The following is a 14,142-nucleotide window of genomic DNA, read 5'->3' as shown; positions in this document are numbered from 1 at the left end:
GCCTTCACAGGGCGAACCAGCGTTCGGCGTTGGTCTGGAAGAACTTGCGCTTCACCTCCGGAGCCATGTCCATGGCATCGAGCGCGCGGACCTCTCCGGCTTCGTACTGATAGGGATAGTCCATGGCGTACATCACCCGGTCCTCGCCCATGACCTGCTGGGCGAAACGGATCGCCGGTTCCCAGGCCATCCCGCTGCACGTCACCAGCACGTTGCTGCGGAAGTATTCGGCGATGGTCTTGTTGAGCGGCTTCATCCGTTCGTAGCGCTGGGAGCGGATTCCGGCCTGGTGCATGTAGTCCAGCCGGTAGAGCCAGTATGGCAGCGCCTCGCCCATGTGGCCGACCATGATCTGGAGGTCGGGATAGCGGTCGAAGATGCCGATGGTGATGAGCCGCAGCAGGTGCATCCCGGTTTCCACGCCGAAGCCGTAGATCGCGCCGTCCAGCCCGGATTCGAGCAGCGGTCCGATCATCGCGTCGGGCGGCGTGCCGGGATGGATGTAAAGCGGCTGGTCGGTATCGGCCAGCGCGCGGAAGATCGGGTCGAAGGCAGGATCGTCGAGATAGCGGCCTTGCGTGTGGCTGTTGATCTGCACGCCCCGGAAACCCAGCTCGAAAGCGCCGCGCCGGATTTCGCGGGCGGACCATTCCGGGTCCTGCGGCGCCACGGCGGTCATGCCGATGAAGCGATCCGGGTGGGCCTCGCAGCGTTCGGCCAGCAGGTCGTTGGCGGAAAGCGCGATGCCGCGCGCCTCGTCCAGGTCGAGCAGGGGCTGGACGCCCGGCGAAGTGAGCGCGAGCACGGCCTTGTCGATGCCGGTCGCGTCCATGTCGGCGATGCGGCGCTCGCCGAGATCGAGCAGGCGCTCGATGATCTGCATCGCGCGTTCGCTGGGGCTCTGGGCATAGAACCCCCAGAGCGAGGTCATGCCCCGGTCCGCCGTGCCGTCGCGCACCATGCGCAAGTAGACGTCGATCTGTTCGCGCGTGGCGAAGGCTTCCTCGGTGGCGATGCGCAGGTAGCCCTGCCTGCCGCCGGTCCTGAGGGCGCCGGTTTCGGGCGTGGTGGCCGGCAATTCGTCGATCATCTGCGATCCCATCCTCTTATCCTTCGTGGACGGCCTTGGTGACGAGGCAGGCCATGACGCCTTCCGGTCCGTCCTCGTGCCCATGTCCCGACCATTTGACCCCGCCGAACGGCGCATCGGCGCCGCCGATCATGGTGGTGTTGATGCCGAGCATTCCGGTTTCGATCTGCGCGGCGAGGCGTTTCTGCCGTGCCCCGTCGCCGGTCCAGGCATAGGCGGCGAGCCCATAGGGCAGGCGGTTGGCCTCCTCGATCATTGCCTCCTCCCCGGAGAAGCGGTTGATGAGCGCGACGGGGCCGAACGGCTCCTCGTTCATGATCCGCGCGGAGAGGGGCGTGTCGGACAGCACGGTGGGGGCATAGAAGAAGCCGCGGTTGCCGATCCGCTCGCCGCCTGCCTCAAGCCGGGCGCCCGCCGCCACCGCCTCGCGCACGAGTGCGTCGATGGCCTCGACCCGCCGCGGATTGGCGAGCGGGCCGACCTGGCTCTCCGGCGCAAGGCCGTCTCCCACTTTCAACCCGCGCGCGCGGCGGGCGAAGCCTTCGCGGAAATCCTCGAACACCGCATCCTCGACGATGAAGCGGGTGGGCGAGACGCAGACCTGCCCGGCGTTGCGATACTTGTGGCTCACCACGGTATCGAGCACGCGGTCGAGGTCCACGTCGGCGAAGACCAGCACCGGGCCGTGCCCGCCCAGTTCCATGGTCGTGCGCTTGAGGTCGTCTGCGGCGAGTTTCGCAAGGTGGCGGCCCACCGTGGTCGATCCCGTGAAGGAGAGCTTGCGGATCACCGGGCTGGCCAGCAGGTGGCGGCTCACTTCGTCCGGCACGCCGAACACGGCTTGCGCCGCCGCCGGCGGAAGGCCCGCGTCGAGCAGGCACTGCAGCACCGCGAGCGCCGAGGCCGGGGTTTCCTCCGCCGCCTTCAGGATGACCGAGCACCCCGCCGCGATCGGTGCGCCAAGCTTGCGGCCGGGGTTGCCGATGGGAAAGTTCCACGGCGCGAATGCGGCGACCGGGCCTACCGGTTCATGGACCACGGTAGAGCGCATCCCTTCCGGGCGCACCAGCGCGCGGCCGTAAAGGCGGAAGCACTCTCCGGCGTAGAATTCGAACAGGCCGATGTTCATGCCCACTTCCACGCGGGCCTCGCTCAGGGTCTTGCCCTGTTCGAGCACGGCGACATGGGCGATCTCCTCGCACCGCTCGCGCATCAGCCGCGCGGCGCCCTGCAGCACATCGGCGCGCTGCTGCGGCGTGGATCTTCGCCAGAGGCGGAAGCCGGCGGCGGCCACCTCCAGCGCGCGGTCGAGATCGGCGGCGTCGGCAAGCGGGAGCTGGCCCAGCACTTCGCCGGTGGCGGGATTGAGCACGGCGTGCGTGCGGCGCGTGCCGCCGGATACGCGTTCGCCGTCGATGATCATGGAAAGCGCGGGGTACTGGATCATGCCTCACCTGGACCGGAGGAATGGGGAGCCTGTCCGCCGGGGAGGGAGCCCCGGCGGACAGGCGGACGCGCGCTGCGCGTCTCTACTCGGCGGGAACGGCGGCGCTGCGCGCGTTCTCGCGATCGATGTCGCCCTGCCAGCGCTCCGCCACCATGGGCTTTCCGGTAACCGGGTGAGGCAGGTGGAACGGCAGCAGCTTGTGCGTCGGCCACAGCCAGTGATCCTCGATCAGGGCATCGGGGCCGCTGGGGTCCTCCGGGTAGAGGGTCTTGGGGAAGGGCACGTATTCGGCCTCGGTGAAGGCCCAGCCCTTGTCGAAATCGGCGTGCCAGTGCGGGAAGTAGTTGAGCACATGGATGCGCCAGACGCCGTCCACCTTCTTGTAGGTGTTCTCGTAAATGCCGCCTTCCCACCACTGGCGCGCATTGGCGGTGAGGGGGTTGGAGGGGTCGGTATAGTCGCGGTGCCGGCCGGCCTGCATCATCGAGCGGGCGCGGGCATGGGCGGTTACGCCGTCCGCCTCGATGGTGACGATGTCCTGCAGCTGCGGATGGTCGAGCAGGAAGCCGTCGATCGGGCCGTTGTTGCCGTGCGTGAAACGCTTCTGGAACCGTTCGACATAGAGGCGGTGCACGCCCTCCCGGCCCTTCCACACGCCGCCGAAGAAGCGCACTTCGCCATCTTCGGTGAACAGGTCGATCACCTCGTTGTACATGCACTTGTCGATCAGGTAGCCGTAGAGATGCTGGAGCTTGCGCACGTCAAGCTCGTCCTCGCGCACGGTGAGGCGGCGCGCCAGTTCAGCCACTTGCGCTTCCAGCGCGTTGATCCGGTCAGTGTCGGCCATTTCGGTTCTCTCCTTGTCGTCCTGTTGGTTTTCAATTGGCAGGATCGTTACATTCCAAGCGCTTCGAGCCGCTCGATCTCCTCGCGATAGGGGCGGATGGCGCGGTAGATGCACAACGTTGCCAGCGGCAGCAGGACCACGGCGGTGATCTCCAGCGCCAGCCAGAGCTTCGCCGGATCGACCACGATGTATTGCGCGACCAGACCGATCACGAAGCTGCCCATCGCCCCGAAGAACGTGAACATGAACAGGTAGATCGCCGTCACCTGGCCGCGCATGGCATTGGGCGCCACGCGCTGGATCGCGGCGTTCTGCGGCACCGCCCCGGCAATCCCGAACATCGCGCCGAAGGACATGACGAGGATCGAGAGCAGCCCGGTTGGCATCAGCGGCGCCAGGATCGAGCAGACCGTCACCACCGCAAAGCAGATGAAGGCGGCGCGCACGTTGGCGTCCTTGTGGCGCCTGGCCAGCCATTCGACGAAAGTACCGCCCAGCAGCAGCCCGAGCAGCGAGGAAACCAGCACGGTCACGGACGTTACCGCGCCGATCTGCGCCTCGTTCCAGCCATAAGTGCGGATCAGGAACGGCACGCGCCAGAAGGCGAGGCCGAAGCTCTCCAGCGCGCTGAGCGCAAGGCCGAGGAACAGCGGATAATAGACCCGGCGGTTGGCGCGGATCGCCTTGGCGGCATCGAGGCCGGTGAAGGTCATGACGCGGCGGGCGAGCGTCGCCCCCTCGGGGATCTGCGATGCGATGTCGTGACGGACCAGCCGCTGCGGCTCACGCACGGTCAGGAACAGCAGGGCGATGAGAAAGGCGGGCATCCCGATCCACACCAGTATCCACTGCCAGCCCAGGATGCGCAGCGGCCCGAGGTCGGTCGGCGCCCAGTGCGCGGTCAGGGCGATGAGCTGGCCGCCCACCAGTGGGCCGAGCGTCGATCCGCCGATGAAGCCGAATTGCAGGATCGCGAAGGCGCGGGTGATCTTTTTGGGCGGGAACATGTCCGCGATCAGCGAATAGGACGAGGGCGCATGGGCCGATCCGCCTGCCGCCAGGAACACGCGGCTGCCGACGAACTGGGTGAAGGTCTGCGCGATCCCGCCCAGCATCGTGACGAACCCGATCACCGTGACCCCGCCTGCCAGCACATATTTGCGCGGCCAGATATCGGCGAGCCGGGCCAGCGGGATGCCGACGAAGAGATAGCAGATGATGCTGGCGGGCCCGGCCAGGAAGCCGAGCTGCGAATCGGTGAGGCCGAAGTCGGTCTTGATTCGCTCCGCCAGCATGCCGAACACGACCTGGTCGAAGAAGGTCAGGAAGGTGGCAAGGACGATCACCGTCAGCGCCCAGTAGGCCGAGGCCGAACCCGGCCAATTGCGTTCTTCCGCGCCCTGCGGGGCGGTTCCGGGCGCCGGTTCCTCGATTGGCGCGATACTGGCTGCTGCTACCGCCATGGCCTCTCCCATCCATCCTCTCGCCCTGTCGTGTTCGGCATAGGCTCATTCGTGATTGTTAGCCTTGCATACAATCTCTCGATGGTGAACAAAAGAGATCAGATTCGAAAAAAGCACATCGAGAGAGGAGAGAGGGCATGCAGGATCTTCCGGGGAAGACCGCTTTCGTGACGGGCGGGGCCAGCGGCATCGGACTGGGAATTGCGAAGGCGCTGCTGGGCGCGGGCATGAACGTGACCATCGCCGATATCCGGCAGGACCATCTTGACGAAGCGGTGGCCGAACTGGACGGGGGCGAGCGGGTTCTGGCGATCCGGCTGGACGTGACCGACCGTGCCGCCTTTGCCGCGGCGGCGGATCGGGCAGAGGCCAGGTTCGGCAGGATTCACCTGCTTTGCAACAATGCCGGCGTCGCTGTCGTCGGCCCGACCGACGTTGCCACGTTTGCCGACTGGGACTGGGTAATGGGCGTCAACCTGGGCGGCACGGTCAACGGAATCGTCACGATTTTGCCCAGAATCCTGTCACATGGCGAAGGTGGGCATATCGTCAACACGGCTTCGATGTCGGCGCTCGTGCCGGCTCCGGGGACGACGATCTACTCCTCCGGCAAGGCGGCGGTCGCCTCCATGATGGAATGCATGAGACCCGAACTGGAATCCCGCGGAGTGATCTGTTCGGCGTTCTGTCCCGGCGCGGTCCAGTCCAACATCGCGCAGGCCAGCCAGACCCGCCCCGACGCGCTTGGGGAGACCGGTTATGCCGAGGCCGACAAGGGCCGCCAGGCGGGCGGGCAGTTCTTCCACCTCTACCAGACCAAGGAGGAAGTGGGGCAGCGGGTGCTGGAGGGCATTCTCAACGACGAGCTTTACATCCTCACGCACGGAGAGTTCCTGGTGGGTGTGCGCGAGCGCGGGGAAGCCACCACGGCAGCAGTCCAGACCCAGCTTCCGGATAACGAAGAATATAAGCGTACCTTCGCAATTCTGTTCCGCAATCCGGCCATCACCGATGAGATCGCGCGCCAGAACCGCCTCCGCGCGGACCAGCGCGCCGAAGCCTGAGGAGGACGCCGATGAAGGATCTGGCGGGAAGAACCGCATTCGTCACCGGCGGGGCCAACGGCGTCGGCCTTGGCCTCGCACGGACGCTGCTGGCCGAGGGCTGCAAGGTGGCCATCGCCGATGTGCGCGAGGATGCGATTGCCGAGGCGCTGAAGACGCTGGAGAACCAGCCCGTGATCGGCGTGCCGCTCGACGTGTCCTCGCGCGGGGGCTTCGCCGAGGCGGCGGACCGGGTGGAGCGCGAGCTTGGGCCGGTGAGCCTGCTGTTCAACAATGCGGGGGTGAACCTGTTCCAGTCGATCGACGAATCTTCCTACGACGACTGGGACTGGCTGCTGGGCGTGAACCTGCACGGCGTGATCAACGGCGTGGCGACGTTCGTTCCGCGCATGAAGGAGCGCGGGCAGGGCGGGCATGTCTGCAACACGGCCTCGATGGCAGCATTCCTCGGCAGCGGGGTGCCGGGCATCTACAACACCACCAAGTTCGCGGTGCGCGGGCTCAGCGAATCCCTGCGCTACAGCCTCGCGCCGCACGGGATCGGAGTTTCGATGCTTTGCCCCGGTCTGGTGAAGACGCATATCTATGCCAGCGACGAGATCCGCCCCGAAGCGCTCAAGGCAGGGGCCAAGGCGGTGAACACGGCCTTCGTCGGCCAGCTCGAACAGGTCCATCAGGCTGGCATGGAGCCGGAAGTAATCGCGCGGCGCACCATCGATGCGGTGAAGGAGAACCGGTTCTACGTGTTTTCCCATCCCGAATTTCGCGAGGAACTGGCGGAGGTCTTTGCCGAGGTCATCAGCGAGTTCAGGGATTATCCCGCCGATCCCGGCTTCGACGCGCGCATGAAGATCGAGGAAGGCCGCCGTGCGCGCTACAGGGAGGCGCGGGAGGCGGCCCGGCAGCCGGTGTAAGGCGGAGGCGGCTGAATGTGTCAGTCCGCCTCGCGCGCGTCGAAACGAAGGCGGGCGCTGCGAATGACCTGCTGGCGCTGGTTCACCCAGTCGATCATGCCGCGCGCCCGGTCGCTCAGTTCCTCGCCGAGCGGGGTGAGGGCATAAGTCACGCGCGGCGGTATGTCCTCGCTCACCGTTCGTTCGGCAAAGCCGTCGCGTTCGAGCGTGCGCAGCTTGAGCGTCAGCACGCGCTGCGAAATGTCGCCTTCTTCGGAAAGGTCGCAAAGCGTGCGTCGCAGGTCGGCGTGGCGTCTTTCGCCGGTCCTGAGCACCAGCAGGATCAGCGTCGACCAGCGATCGCCCAGCAGGCCCATGACGCTGCGCACCGGGGCGTCGCGCGCGGTGCCATGCGCCTGCATGTCCGCCGCGAGTTCGGCGATGCCCCCGCGCTCCTGCTCCCCGCGCCCCTGCTCCCCGCTTTCCAATTTACCTGCATCCATCATCGCGAGGGCACAAAAAAGTGCCTTCTTCCTGCTGCCTTCCGACACTTTATGACCTTTGCGGGCAAGATCAATCATGGGAGAGAAACATGGCCATTGACGCCATCCGCCTCGACGGAAAAGTCGCCATCGTAACCGGCGGTGCCGGCGGGATCGGTTCCGCCACCGCGCGCCTCATGACCGCGCGGGGGGCCAGGGTCGCCATTGCCGACATCGCCTTCGACGCGGCGACCGCGCTGGCGGAGGAATTGCCCGGTGCGATCGCGGTGCCGCTCGATCTCGAGGACGAAGGCTCGATCGAGACGATGATCGCCGCCACCTTGCGCCACTTCGGACAGCTCGATGTGCTGCACAACAATGCTGCGCTGCTCGGTCCCGAAATCGCGCGGGACGATGGCGATATCGAGGGCATGGATACCGCGCTGTGGGAGCGGACCTACCGGATCAATGTGCGCGGAACCATGATCGCCTGCCGCGCCGCGCTGCCGCACTTGCGGGAAAGCCGGGGCAACGTGGTCAACACGGTCACCAATCTGGCATTGCAGGGCCATGTCATCCAGGCCGCCTATGCCTCTTCCAAGGCGGCGGTCATCCAGATGACGCGATCCATCGCGGCCAGCCACGGCATCCACGGCATACGCTGCAATGCCGTTGCGCCGGGCATGACGATGACGCCCGCCCTGCGGGAAGCCTTCCCCCCGCCGCTTCGCAAGATGGTGGAGGACGAGACCCTGCGGGATCGGCTGGGCGAGCCCGGCGACATCGCCGAAGCGGTGGCCTTCCTCGCTTCGGAAGCGGCGCGCAACATCACGGGCCAGGTGCTCGTCGCCGATGGCGGCTGCGCAAGCCATGTCCCCGGAATCGCCCCGTTCCGCGCCTTTCTTGCGGGAGGCGAGGCATGAGCCAATACGATATCGTCGTCATGGGCGGAGGGCACAACGGCCTCGTTGCCGCCGCCTACATGGCCAAGGCGGGCAAGAAGGTGATCGTGCTCGAACGCAAGCCCCACTACGGCGGCGGCGTTTCCACGCGTGAGCTGATCCAGCCCGGCTTCTGGCATGACGAACACTCCAACGTGCACATCATGATTCAGGGCAACCCGATGCTGCGCGAGGACGATTTGGGCCTCTTGGGCAAGTTCGGTCTCGAATACATCTATCCCGAACTGCCCCATGCCTCGATCTGGGAAGACGGCACGATCGTGCGCTCGTGGCGCGATCTCGACCGGACTTGCGAGGAAATCGCCATGTTCTCGCCAAGGGACGCGGAGGCCTATCGCAAGTTCGCCACCGCCTCGATGGCGGCGCTGCCCATGTTCATGTCCGGCCTCTATGCCCCGCCGTTCCCGATGGGGGCCTTCGTGGCGATGATGGACCAGTCGGACGAGGGGCGTTTCCTCCTCGATGTCATGCAGCGTTCGGCGCTCGACGTGGTGAACCAGTACTTCGAAAGCGACCTCCTGCGCATCCACATCGTGCGCATGGTCACCGAGAACCTCCAGATGCCCGATGAACTGGGCACCGGCATGGGTGCTTTCCTGATGCCGGGGATCATCCACGCCTATGGCTGTTCGATGCCCAGGGGCGGTTCCGGCCAGCTTTCCCACGCGCTGGTCCGCGCGATCGAGCATTTCGGCGGCGAAGTGCGGTGCAATGCCGAAGTGCGCCGGGTCGTCGTCTCGGGCGGCAAGGCGGTCGGCCTCGAACTGGTGGATGGCGAAACCTTTACCGCCAAGGACGGCGTGATCGGCGCGATTCATCCGCATGTCCTGCGCAAGTTCGTGGCCGAAACGCCCGAGCCGGTGCTCCAGCGGGCGGAGCGGGTCACCCAGTCCACCTTCTCGATCAACCTCACGCACCTGACCCTGAAGGAGCGGCTGCGGCTGAAGGTCGGCAATGAAACCAATGCCATGATGACCGAGCTGATGGACTTCTACACCATGCGCGACATGCTGCTGGAGTACGACAAGCTGCGGCGCGGCGAAGTGTCCGAACGGCTGATCGCGGGCGGGGACAACACGATCTTCGACCCCAGCCGTGCCCCCGAAGGTGCAGGCGTGTTCTACGGGGTGAACTTCGCGCCCTATGATCTCTGGCCCGGCGGTCCGGGTTCTTGGGACGAACGCAAGGAGGAGATCGCCGACCGCGCGCTGGCGCAGTACCGGAAATTCTACGCGAACCTCGATGACGGCAACATCACCGGCCGCCTGATCCGCTCCCCCGTCGATCATGAGCGGGACAGCCCGGCCAGCTTCCTCAAGGGCGATATCCATGGCTGTGCGCCGTTCTTCTACCAGTCCGTCGCGCACCGGCCCACGCCGGACCTCGGTTCGCTCAGGGTTCCGGGGATCGAGGGGCTCTATCTCGTCGGGCCGTTCATGCATCCGGGCGGCGGGGTGTTCGGCGCGGGCCGGGCAACGGCGATCCAGATGATGGATGACCTCGATATCGAATTCGACAAGGTCTGCGCGGGAGCGGTGTGATGGTGGACAGGAAGAAGGCTCCGGTGATGCGCATCCTCGATGCGCAGGACAAGGAACTGATGGCCGTGCGCCGGATCGAGCGGGACGGCGACAATCTGGTCATTCGCGGCAAGATCTTCGGCGCCATGCCGATGGTGGCGAAAGTCACGCCGCAGGAGGCACGCGCGGCGCTCCGACTGCTTGACGCGAAGACGGTGCTGTTCCTGCTGAGCCTGCTGTTTCGCAGGAGCCGCTGACAGCGCGGGGCATCGGCGGGCTCGATAGCAGCGATCCGATTCCATGCGTTTTTCCAGGCTGCTCCGGCCCCCCATAAGGGGACTCCGGAGCAGTCAGGATTGAAACAAGCATGAGCATTCTGGGAGTTGAGAGCGTTCTGTTCGGGGTGACGGACCTGGCGGAACATACGCGGTTCTGGACCGATTTCGGCCTGCCGCTGGAAAGCGCAGGAGCGGACGAAACGGTGTTCCGCCTCGCATCGGGCAGCAGGGTCATCCTCCTGCGCCACGGCGATGCGCGCCTGCCGAGCCCCGATCCGTTTCCCGGAGACGGCCTCAAGGAAACCGTCTGGGGCGTGGACACGGCCGACAGCCTCGAAGCGATTGCCGTCAGCCTGGCGCGCGACGTTGCCGTTTCCCGCGATGCGGACGGCGCCGTCCACGCTGTCTGCCCCGATGGCCAGCCGATTGCGCTGCGCGTGTGGGCCAAGCGGGTGTTCCATTCCGAAGCGAGCCCGGTAAACACTCCCACCAGCTATCCGCGCTTCAACCAGCACCGCATCTGGCGCCGGGCAGCGAGACCCAAGACGATCAATCACGTCGTGTTCTTCTCTCCCGATTATGTCGGCAGCTTCGAATTCTACGAACGCCATTTCGGCTTCCGTTATGTCGATCATTCGAAGGGCTCGGGCATCTTCGCGCGGGCGGACGGCACGTATGAGCATCATTCGATCTTCTGGGTGAACTGCGACCTGCCTATCGCGCCCGACCACTTCAAATTCATGCACATCGCCTTTGGCATGGACGACATCGACGAAGTCATGCTGGGCGCCAACATCATGGAGCGAAAGGGCTGGAAGAACGAGAGCATGAACAGTTCGGGCGGCATATCCCGCCACCGCATTTCCAGCGCGATCTACTATTACTGCGACATGCCCGGAAAGGCGGGCGAGGCGGAGTACCACGCCGATACCGACTATCTGGACGACAACTGGGTGCCGCGCGCCTGGGATTTCCGCTTCGGCTCGCTGCTCTGGTCGAACAATGCCCCGCCGATCTTCCGGGGCGACAATATTCCCTGGGACATGGCGTTCGACGCCGATCGCGCCAGTTTCGCGCCGTTTCGCAAGACCCGGCCCGGCAAGCTCCCGGTCCATGGCAAGCTGAACGAACTGACCGAGGACGACGAGCACGCGCTTTGACGGTGCGGGGCTGACGGATCGGCCGGCTTGCGACTTGCATGCCGGCCTCAGCCGTATAAATTGGAATGATAATTCTTGAATGGGAGAGGTGCGTGCCATCACGTCGCAGTTTCGTCGCGTCCTGCGGGGTGATGGTGGGGAGCGCGCTGCTTCCGGGTCTCGGCCGTGCGGAAACCTATCGCCGGATCCCGCAGAAGGCGTCGGCACGGGTCATCGTGGACAACGATTTCGCCGGCGATCCGGACGGTCTGGTCGCGCTGGCGCACCAGTTACTGTCGCCCCGTACCCATACCGTGCTTGTCACTGCGTCCGCGCTCGATCCGAAGCTGCTGGGCGATGCACCTGCCGGAACCACGGCTGCTGCCGGACGCGCCGTGGCGAAGGAACTCATCCGCCGCGCGGGGGTCGCAAAGGCGCCGCCGGTGATGGCCGGATCGGAACTGCTGGGCGCCGTCCAGCCCGAGGCGAGCGCTGCGGCGCGGGCCATTGTGGCCGAGGCCATGCGCGACGATCCCCTGCCGCTCTACTTCACTTGCGGCGGCCCGCTCACCAACCTTGCGGCGGCGCTGCGCCTTGAACCGAAGATCGCCGGACGCATGACGGTGATCTGGATCGGCGGCGGCGCCTATCCGGCGGGCGGCTGGGAATACAATCTTTCCGCCGACATCGCCGCCGCACAGATCGTGATCGAGCAGTCGAAAGTGCCGGTCTGGCAGATTCCGCAGGATGCCTATCGGCAGATGCAGTTCTCGGTCGCGGAACTGGCCGAGCAGCTTCGGCCGATCTCGCCCTTCGGCGAATGGCTCTACGACCGTTTCACGACGCCGCCGTCGTTCGTCGATGTGGGCGGAAGCTGGCCGCTCGGCGACAGCCCGACCGTGTTGCTCAGCGCGATTTCGCAGGAGAGCAGCCTGCATGTCGATCTGCAAGCCCGGCGGATCAAGGCGGACTGCACGTATGGCGAGGAAATCGCGGGCCGGACCTTGCGCGTGTTCCGAACGCTGGATGCGCGGCTTACGTTCGGAGATTTCTTTGCCCTGATGCGGCTCCACGCGCGCAGGTGAAGTTTAGCTCAGCAGGCCTGCACGAAATGCTCGACCGAGGGGGCTTCGACGAAGAAGGGTCCTGCCAGCGCGCGCCAGGCCTGAAAACCTTCGGACTCGCGGAAATCGACCATGTGGGCCTCTACGCTCTCCCAGCCGACCACGAGGTGATAGCGCGCGGGATTCTCCACCGAGCGGTGCAGTGCGAAGGAGACGAAGCCCTTGGCCGCTTCGAAATGCGGGCGGGCCTTGGCAACGGCCGCCTCGAAGGTGGCGGCGCGCGCCGGGTCGATGGTGAGGGTGGCGATTTCGTGGATCACAGGCTCGGCTCCTCGACGAATTCGATCAGGTTGCCCGCGCAGTCGCGGATGAAGCAGCCCTTGCCGAAGGCCTCCCGCACCACGAATGCCACGTCCGCGTGCTTTTCCGCCATTTCCGTCAGGAACACTTCGAGGTCTTCCACCCGGAAGGCAACGTGCTTGTTGCCATGGGTCTTGAGATCGCGCGGGGGGAAGCGGCGGTCTTCGGGGAGGGCGGCGGCACCTTCCACCTCGAAGATCTCGAACCGCAGCGGGCCCTTGCGGACCATGGCGGTGCGGGATTTCGCCGCCTCGATATAGAACTTTTTCTCGACCTCGAAGCCGAGCACGCGGCCGTACCAGTCGATCGCCTCGTCAAGGCTGGGGACGGAAACGCCGCCGTGGTGGAAGGTGAATTCGGCCATCTGGATCAGCCCATTTCCGAGAAGGTTTCGGCACACCAGTCGGCGATATAGTCGCGCATGCCGGTGCCGTTGTCGGCGCCGCAGTGCTCTACCTCGAAATCCTTCCTGGTGAAGATGCGGAGCGTGCGCCTGGGGCTGTTCACCGCCTGATCGTAGCTGAGCTGCGCGTTGAAGGCGGGGATCTGGCGGTCGTTCTCGCCGTGGGTGACGAGGAAGGGCACGCGGATTTTCTCCACCTGCCCGTCGAGCGTGATCTGGTCGGCATATTCGAGGAAAGCGTCGCGGTCTTCGATGCCGAAGACCCACATGACGTGATCCCAGTAGTGCGGCACCGGGTTCTCGCCCTCGTTGGCGAGGCGCTCGCGCTGGCGGCGGCCCCAGACGTGGTTGGCGCCCATCACCGCGCAGAGCGCATAGCGCGGCTCGTTGGCGGCGATGCGCGGCGCGTGATAGCCGCCGAAGGAGAGGCCGAAAATGCCGATCCGGTCGTGGATCACATCGCTGCGCGTCAGCAGGTATTCGAGCGCGGGCGTGCCCCAGCGCTCACCGTCGAACACGGCGGGAAGGCGGCGCTTGCGGATTGCCTCGCCGGTGCCGGGCTGGTCCACGAACAGGGTGTTCATCCCCCGCTCCAGGTTCGACTGGCCATGGCCCGCCATGCAGACCTGCTCCTTCATCGAATCGAGCCCGTTGACCGAGACCAGCGTGGGGCGCGGCGTGCCCGAACCGTCGTGGACGAAAATGGCGGTGTAGGCGCCGTCCTCGTAGGGAATTTCCACTTTGTCGACATGCAGCCCGCGCAGCTTCGCGCCCCTGTGGAACAGCTCCAGACCCTTGTCATAGGCCGCCCAGCGCGGGGCATAGTCGCGGCTCTGCATCCGTTCGGCAGCGAGGTAGTAGCCGGAGGCGCGCAAGTACTTGGTGCCGGCGGAGAGCAGGTAACCGGCGGCCTCGTCGCCTTCCGCATTGGCCGTGACCTGATCGGCGACGGCGATCCAGCTATCGAACATCTGCGCGGAACCGGCATCGGCGCCGGCCTTGCTCGCTTCCATGATCGGGCGGTTGGCCTCGTCGATCTCACCATAATTGCCGCCACAGGCGAGCGCGAGGTTGGTGGCGAGGTTCCAGACGTAGTTTCCGGGGAACGGTTCGAACATGATTTATCCTGC

The 14,142-nt window shown here is 65.7% G+C and carries 15 protein-coding genes; 7 read left to right on the top strand and 8 right to left on the bottom strand.

Features of this window, described 5'->3' with window-relative positions; all coding sequences use genetic code 11:
• Positions 1 to 4: 4 nt before the first annotated feature.
• The 4 genes from ACLIMP_RS24055 to ACLIMP_RS24040 form a co-directional block, all read right to left on the bottom strand.
• Positions 5 to 1,102, bottom strand: coding sequence for an amidohydrolase family protein (locus ACLIMP_RS24055; RefSeq protein WP_231635705.1), 1,098 nt, complete (start codon positions 1,100 to 1,102; stop codon positions 5 to 7).
• Positions 1,103 to 1,106: 4 nt separating this feature from the next.
• Positions 1,107 to 2,537 carry an NAD-dependent succinate-semialdehyde dehydrogenase gene (locus ACLIMP_RS24050; protein ID WP_185999289.1) on the bottom strand — a complete coding sequence of 477 codons (1,431 nt, stop codon included), beginning with the start codon at positions 2,535 to 2,537 and terminating at the stop codon, positions 1,107 to 1,109.
• 82 nt (positions 2,538 to 2,619) lie between these two features.
• Positions 2,620 to 3,384 (bottom strand): nuclear transport factor 2 family protein, encoded by a 765-nt coding sequence (locus ACLIMP_RS24045; protein ID WP_054436042.1) that lies wholly within the window; start codon positions 3,382 to 3,384, stop codon positions 2,620 to 2,622.
• Between the two features lie 47 nt (positions 3,385 to 3,431).
• Positions 3,432 to 4,847 (bottom strand): MFS transporter, encoded by a 1,416-nt coding sequence (locus ACLIMP_RS24040; protein WP_185999290.1) that lies wholly within the window; start codon positions 4,845 to 4,847, stop codon positions 3,432 to 3,434.
• Between the two features lie 137 nt (positions 4,848 to 4,984).
• Between ACLIMP_RS24040 and ACLIMP_RS24035 the strand changes: the two genes are divergently transcribed.
• Both ACLIMP_RS24035 and ACLIMP_RS24030 read left to right on the top strand, forming a co-directional pair.
• A complete protein-coding gene (locus tag ACLIMP_RS24035) occupies positions 4,985 to 5,911 on the top strand; it encodes an SDR family NAD(P)-dependent oxidoreductase (protein WP_185999291.1) in 927 nt (308 codons plus the stop codon).
• Positions 5,912 to 5,922: 11 nt separating this feature from the next.
• Positions 5,923 to 6,825 (top strand): SDR family NAD(P)-dependent oxidoreductase, encoded by a 903-nt coding sequence (locus ACLIMP_RS24030; protein ID WP_324699223.1) that lies wholly within the window; start codon positions 5,923 to 5,925, stop codon positions 6,823 to 6,825.
• Between the two features lie 20 nt (positions 6,826 to 6,845).
• Here the strand turns inward: ACLIMP_RS24030 and ACLIMP_RS24025 are convergent, their stop codons facing one another.
• Positions 6,846 to 7,292 (bottom strand): winged helix-turn-helix transcriptional regulator, encoded by a 447-nt coding sequence (locus ACLIMP_RS24025; protein ID WP_443478500.1) that lies wholly within the window; start codon positions 7,290 to 7,292, stop codon positions 6,846 to 6,848.
• A 104-nt stretch (positions 7,293 to 7,396) separates the two neighbouring features.
• Between ACLIMP_RS24025 and ACLIMP_RS24020 the strand changes: the two genes are divergently transcribed.
• The 5 genes from ACLIMP_RS24020 (at position 7,397) to ACLIMP_RS24000 (ending at position 12,270) form a co-directional block, all read left to right on the top strand.
• Entirely contained in the window at positions 7,397 to 8,209 is an 813-nt protein-coding gene (locus ACLIMP_RS24020; RefSeq protein ID WP_324699225.1) for an SDR family NAD(P)-dependent oxidoreductase, read from the top strand.
• Positions 8,206 to 9,789 (top strand): phytoene desaturase family protein, encoded by a 1,584-nt coding sequence (locus ACLIMP_RS24015; RefSeq protein ID WP_443478499.1) that lies wholly within the window; start codon positions 8,206 to 8,208, stop codon positions 9,787 to 9,789. Before ACLIMP_RS24020 ends, ACLIMP_RS24015 begins: the two co-directional genes overlap by 4 nt.
• Positions 9,789 to 10,025: a hypothetical protein gene (locus tag ACLIMP_RS24010; RefSeq protein WP_054436047.1), complete on the top strand. Its 237-nt coding sequence runs from the start codon at positions 9,789 to 9,791 to the stop codon at positions 10,023 to 10,025. The genes ACLIMP_RS24015 and ACLIMP_RS24010 overlap by 1 nt, the downstream gene beginning before the upstream one ends.
• A 110-nt stretch (positions 10,026 to 10,135) precedes the next feature.
• The gene (locus ACLIMP_RS24005) at positions 10,136 to 11,206 is read left to right on the top strand and encodes a VOC family protein (protein ID WP_443478498.1); all 1,071 of its coding nucleotides are present in this window, start codon (positions 10,136 to 10,138) and stop codon (positions 11,204 to 11,206) included.
• Positions 11,207 to 11,298: 92 nt separating this feature from the next.
• Positions 11,299 to 12,270, top strand: coding sequence for a nucleoside hydrolase (locus tag ACLIMP_RS24000; RefSeq protein WP_324699227.1), 972 nt, complete (start codon positions 11,299 to 11,301; stop codon positions 12,268 to 12,270).
• A gap of 8 nt (positions 12,271 to 12,278) precedes the next feature.
• Here ACLIMP_RS24000 and ACLIMP_RS23995 read toward each other — a convergent pair whose 3' ends face one another.
• The 3 genes from ACLIMP_RS23995 to ACLIMP_RS23985 are packed head-to-tail and all read right to left on the bottom strand — an operon-like array spanning position 12,279 to position 14,130.
• Positions 12,279 to 12,569 (bottom strand): antibiotic biosynthesis monooxygenase family protein, encoded by a 291-nt coding sequence (locus ACLIMP_RS23995; protein WP_054436050.1) that lies wholly within the window; start codon positions 12,567 to 12,569, stop codon positions 12,279 to 12,281.
• A complete protein-coding gene (locus ACLIMP_RS23990; RefSeq protein WP_054436051.1) occupies positions 12,566 to 12,973 on the bottom strand; it encodes a VOC family protein in 408 nt (135 codons plus the stop codon). The genes ACLIMP_RS23995 and ACLIMP_RS23990 overlap by 4 nt, the downstream gene beginning before the upstream one ends.
• Positions 12,974 to 12,978: 5 nt before the next feature.
• Positions 12,979 to 14,130 (bottom strand): alpha/beta hydrolase family protein, encoded by a 1,152-nt coding sequence (locus tag ACLIMP_RS23985; protein ID WP_324699228.1) that lies wholly within the window; start codon positions 14,128 to 14,130, stop codon positions 12,979 to 12,981.
• Positions 14,131 to 14,142 lie beyond the last annotated feature (12 nt).

This window comes from Novosphingobium aeonii (genome assembly GCF_052279045.1).
Classification (GTDB): Bacteria; Pseudomonadota; Alphaproteobacteria; order Sphingomonadales; family Sphingomonadaceae; genus Novosphingobium.
This window is presented reverse-complemented; position numbering and strand designations above follow the sequence as displayed.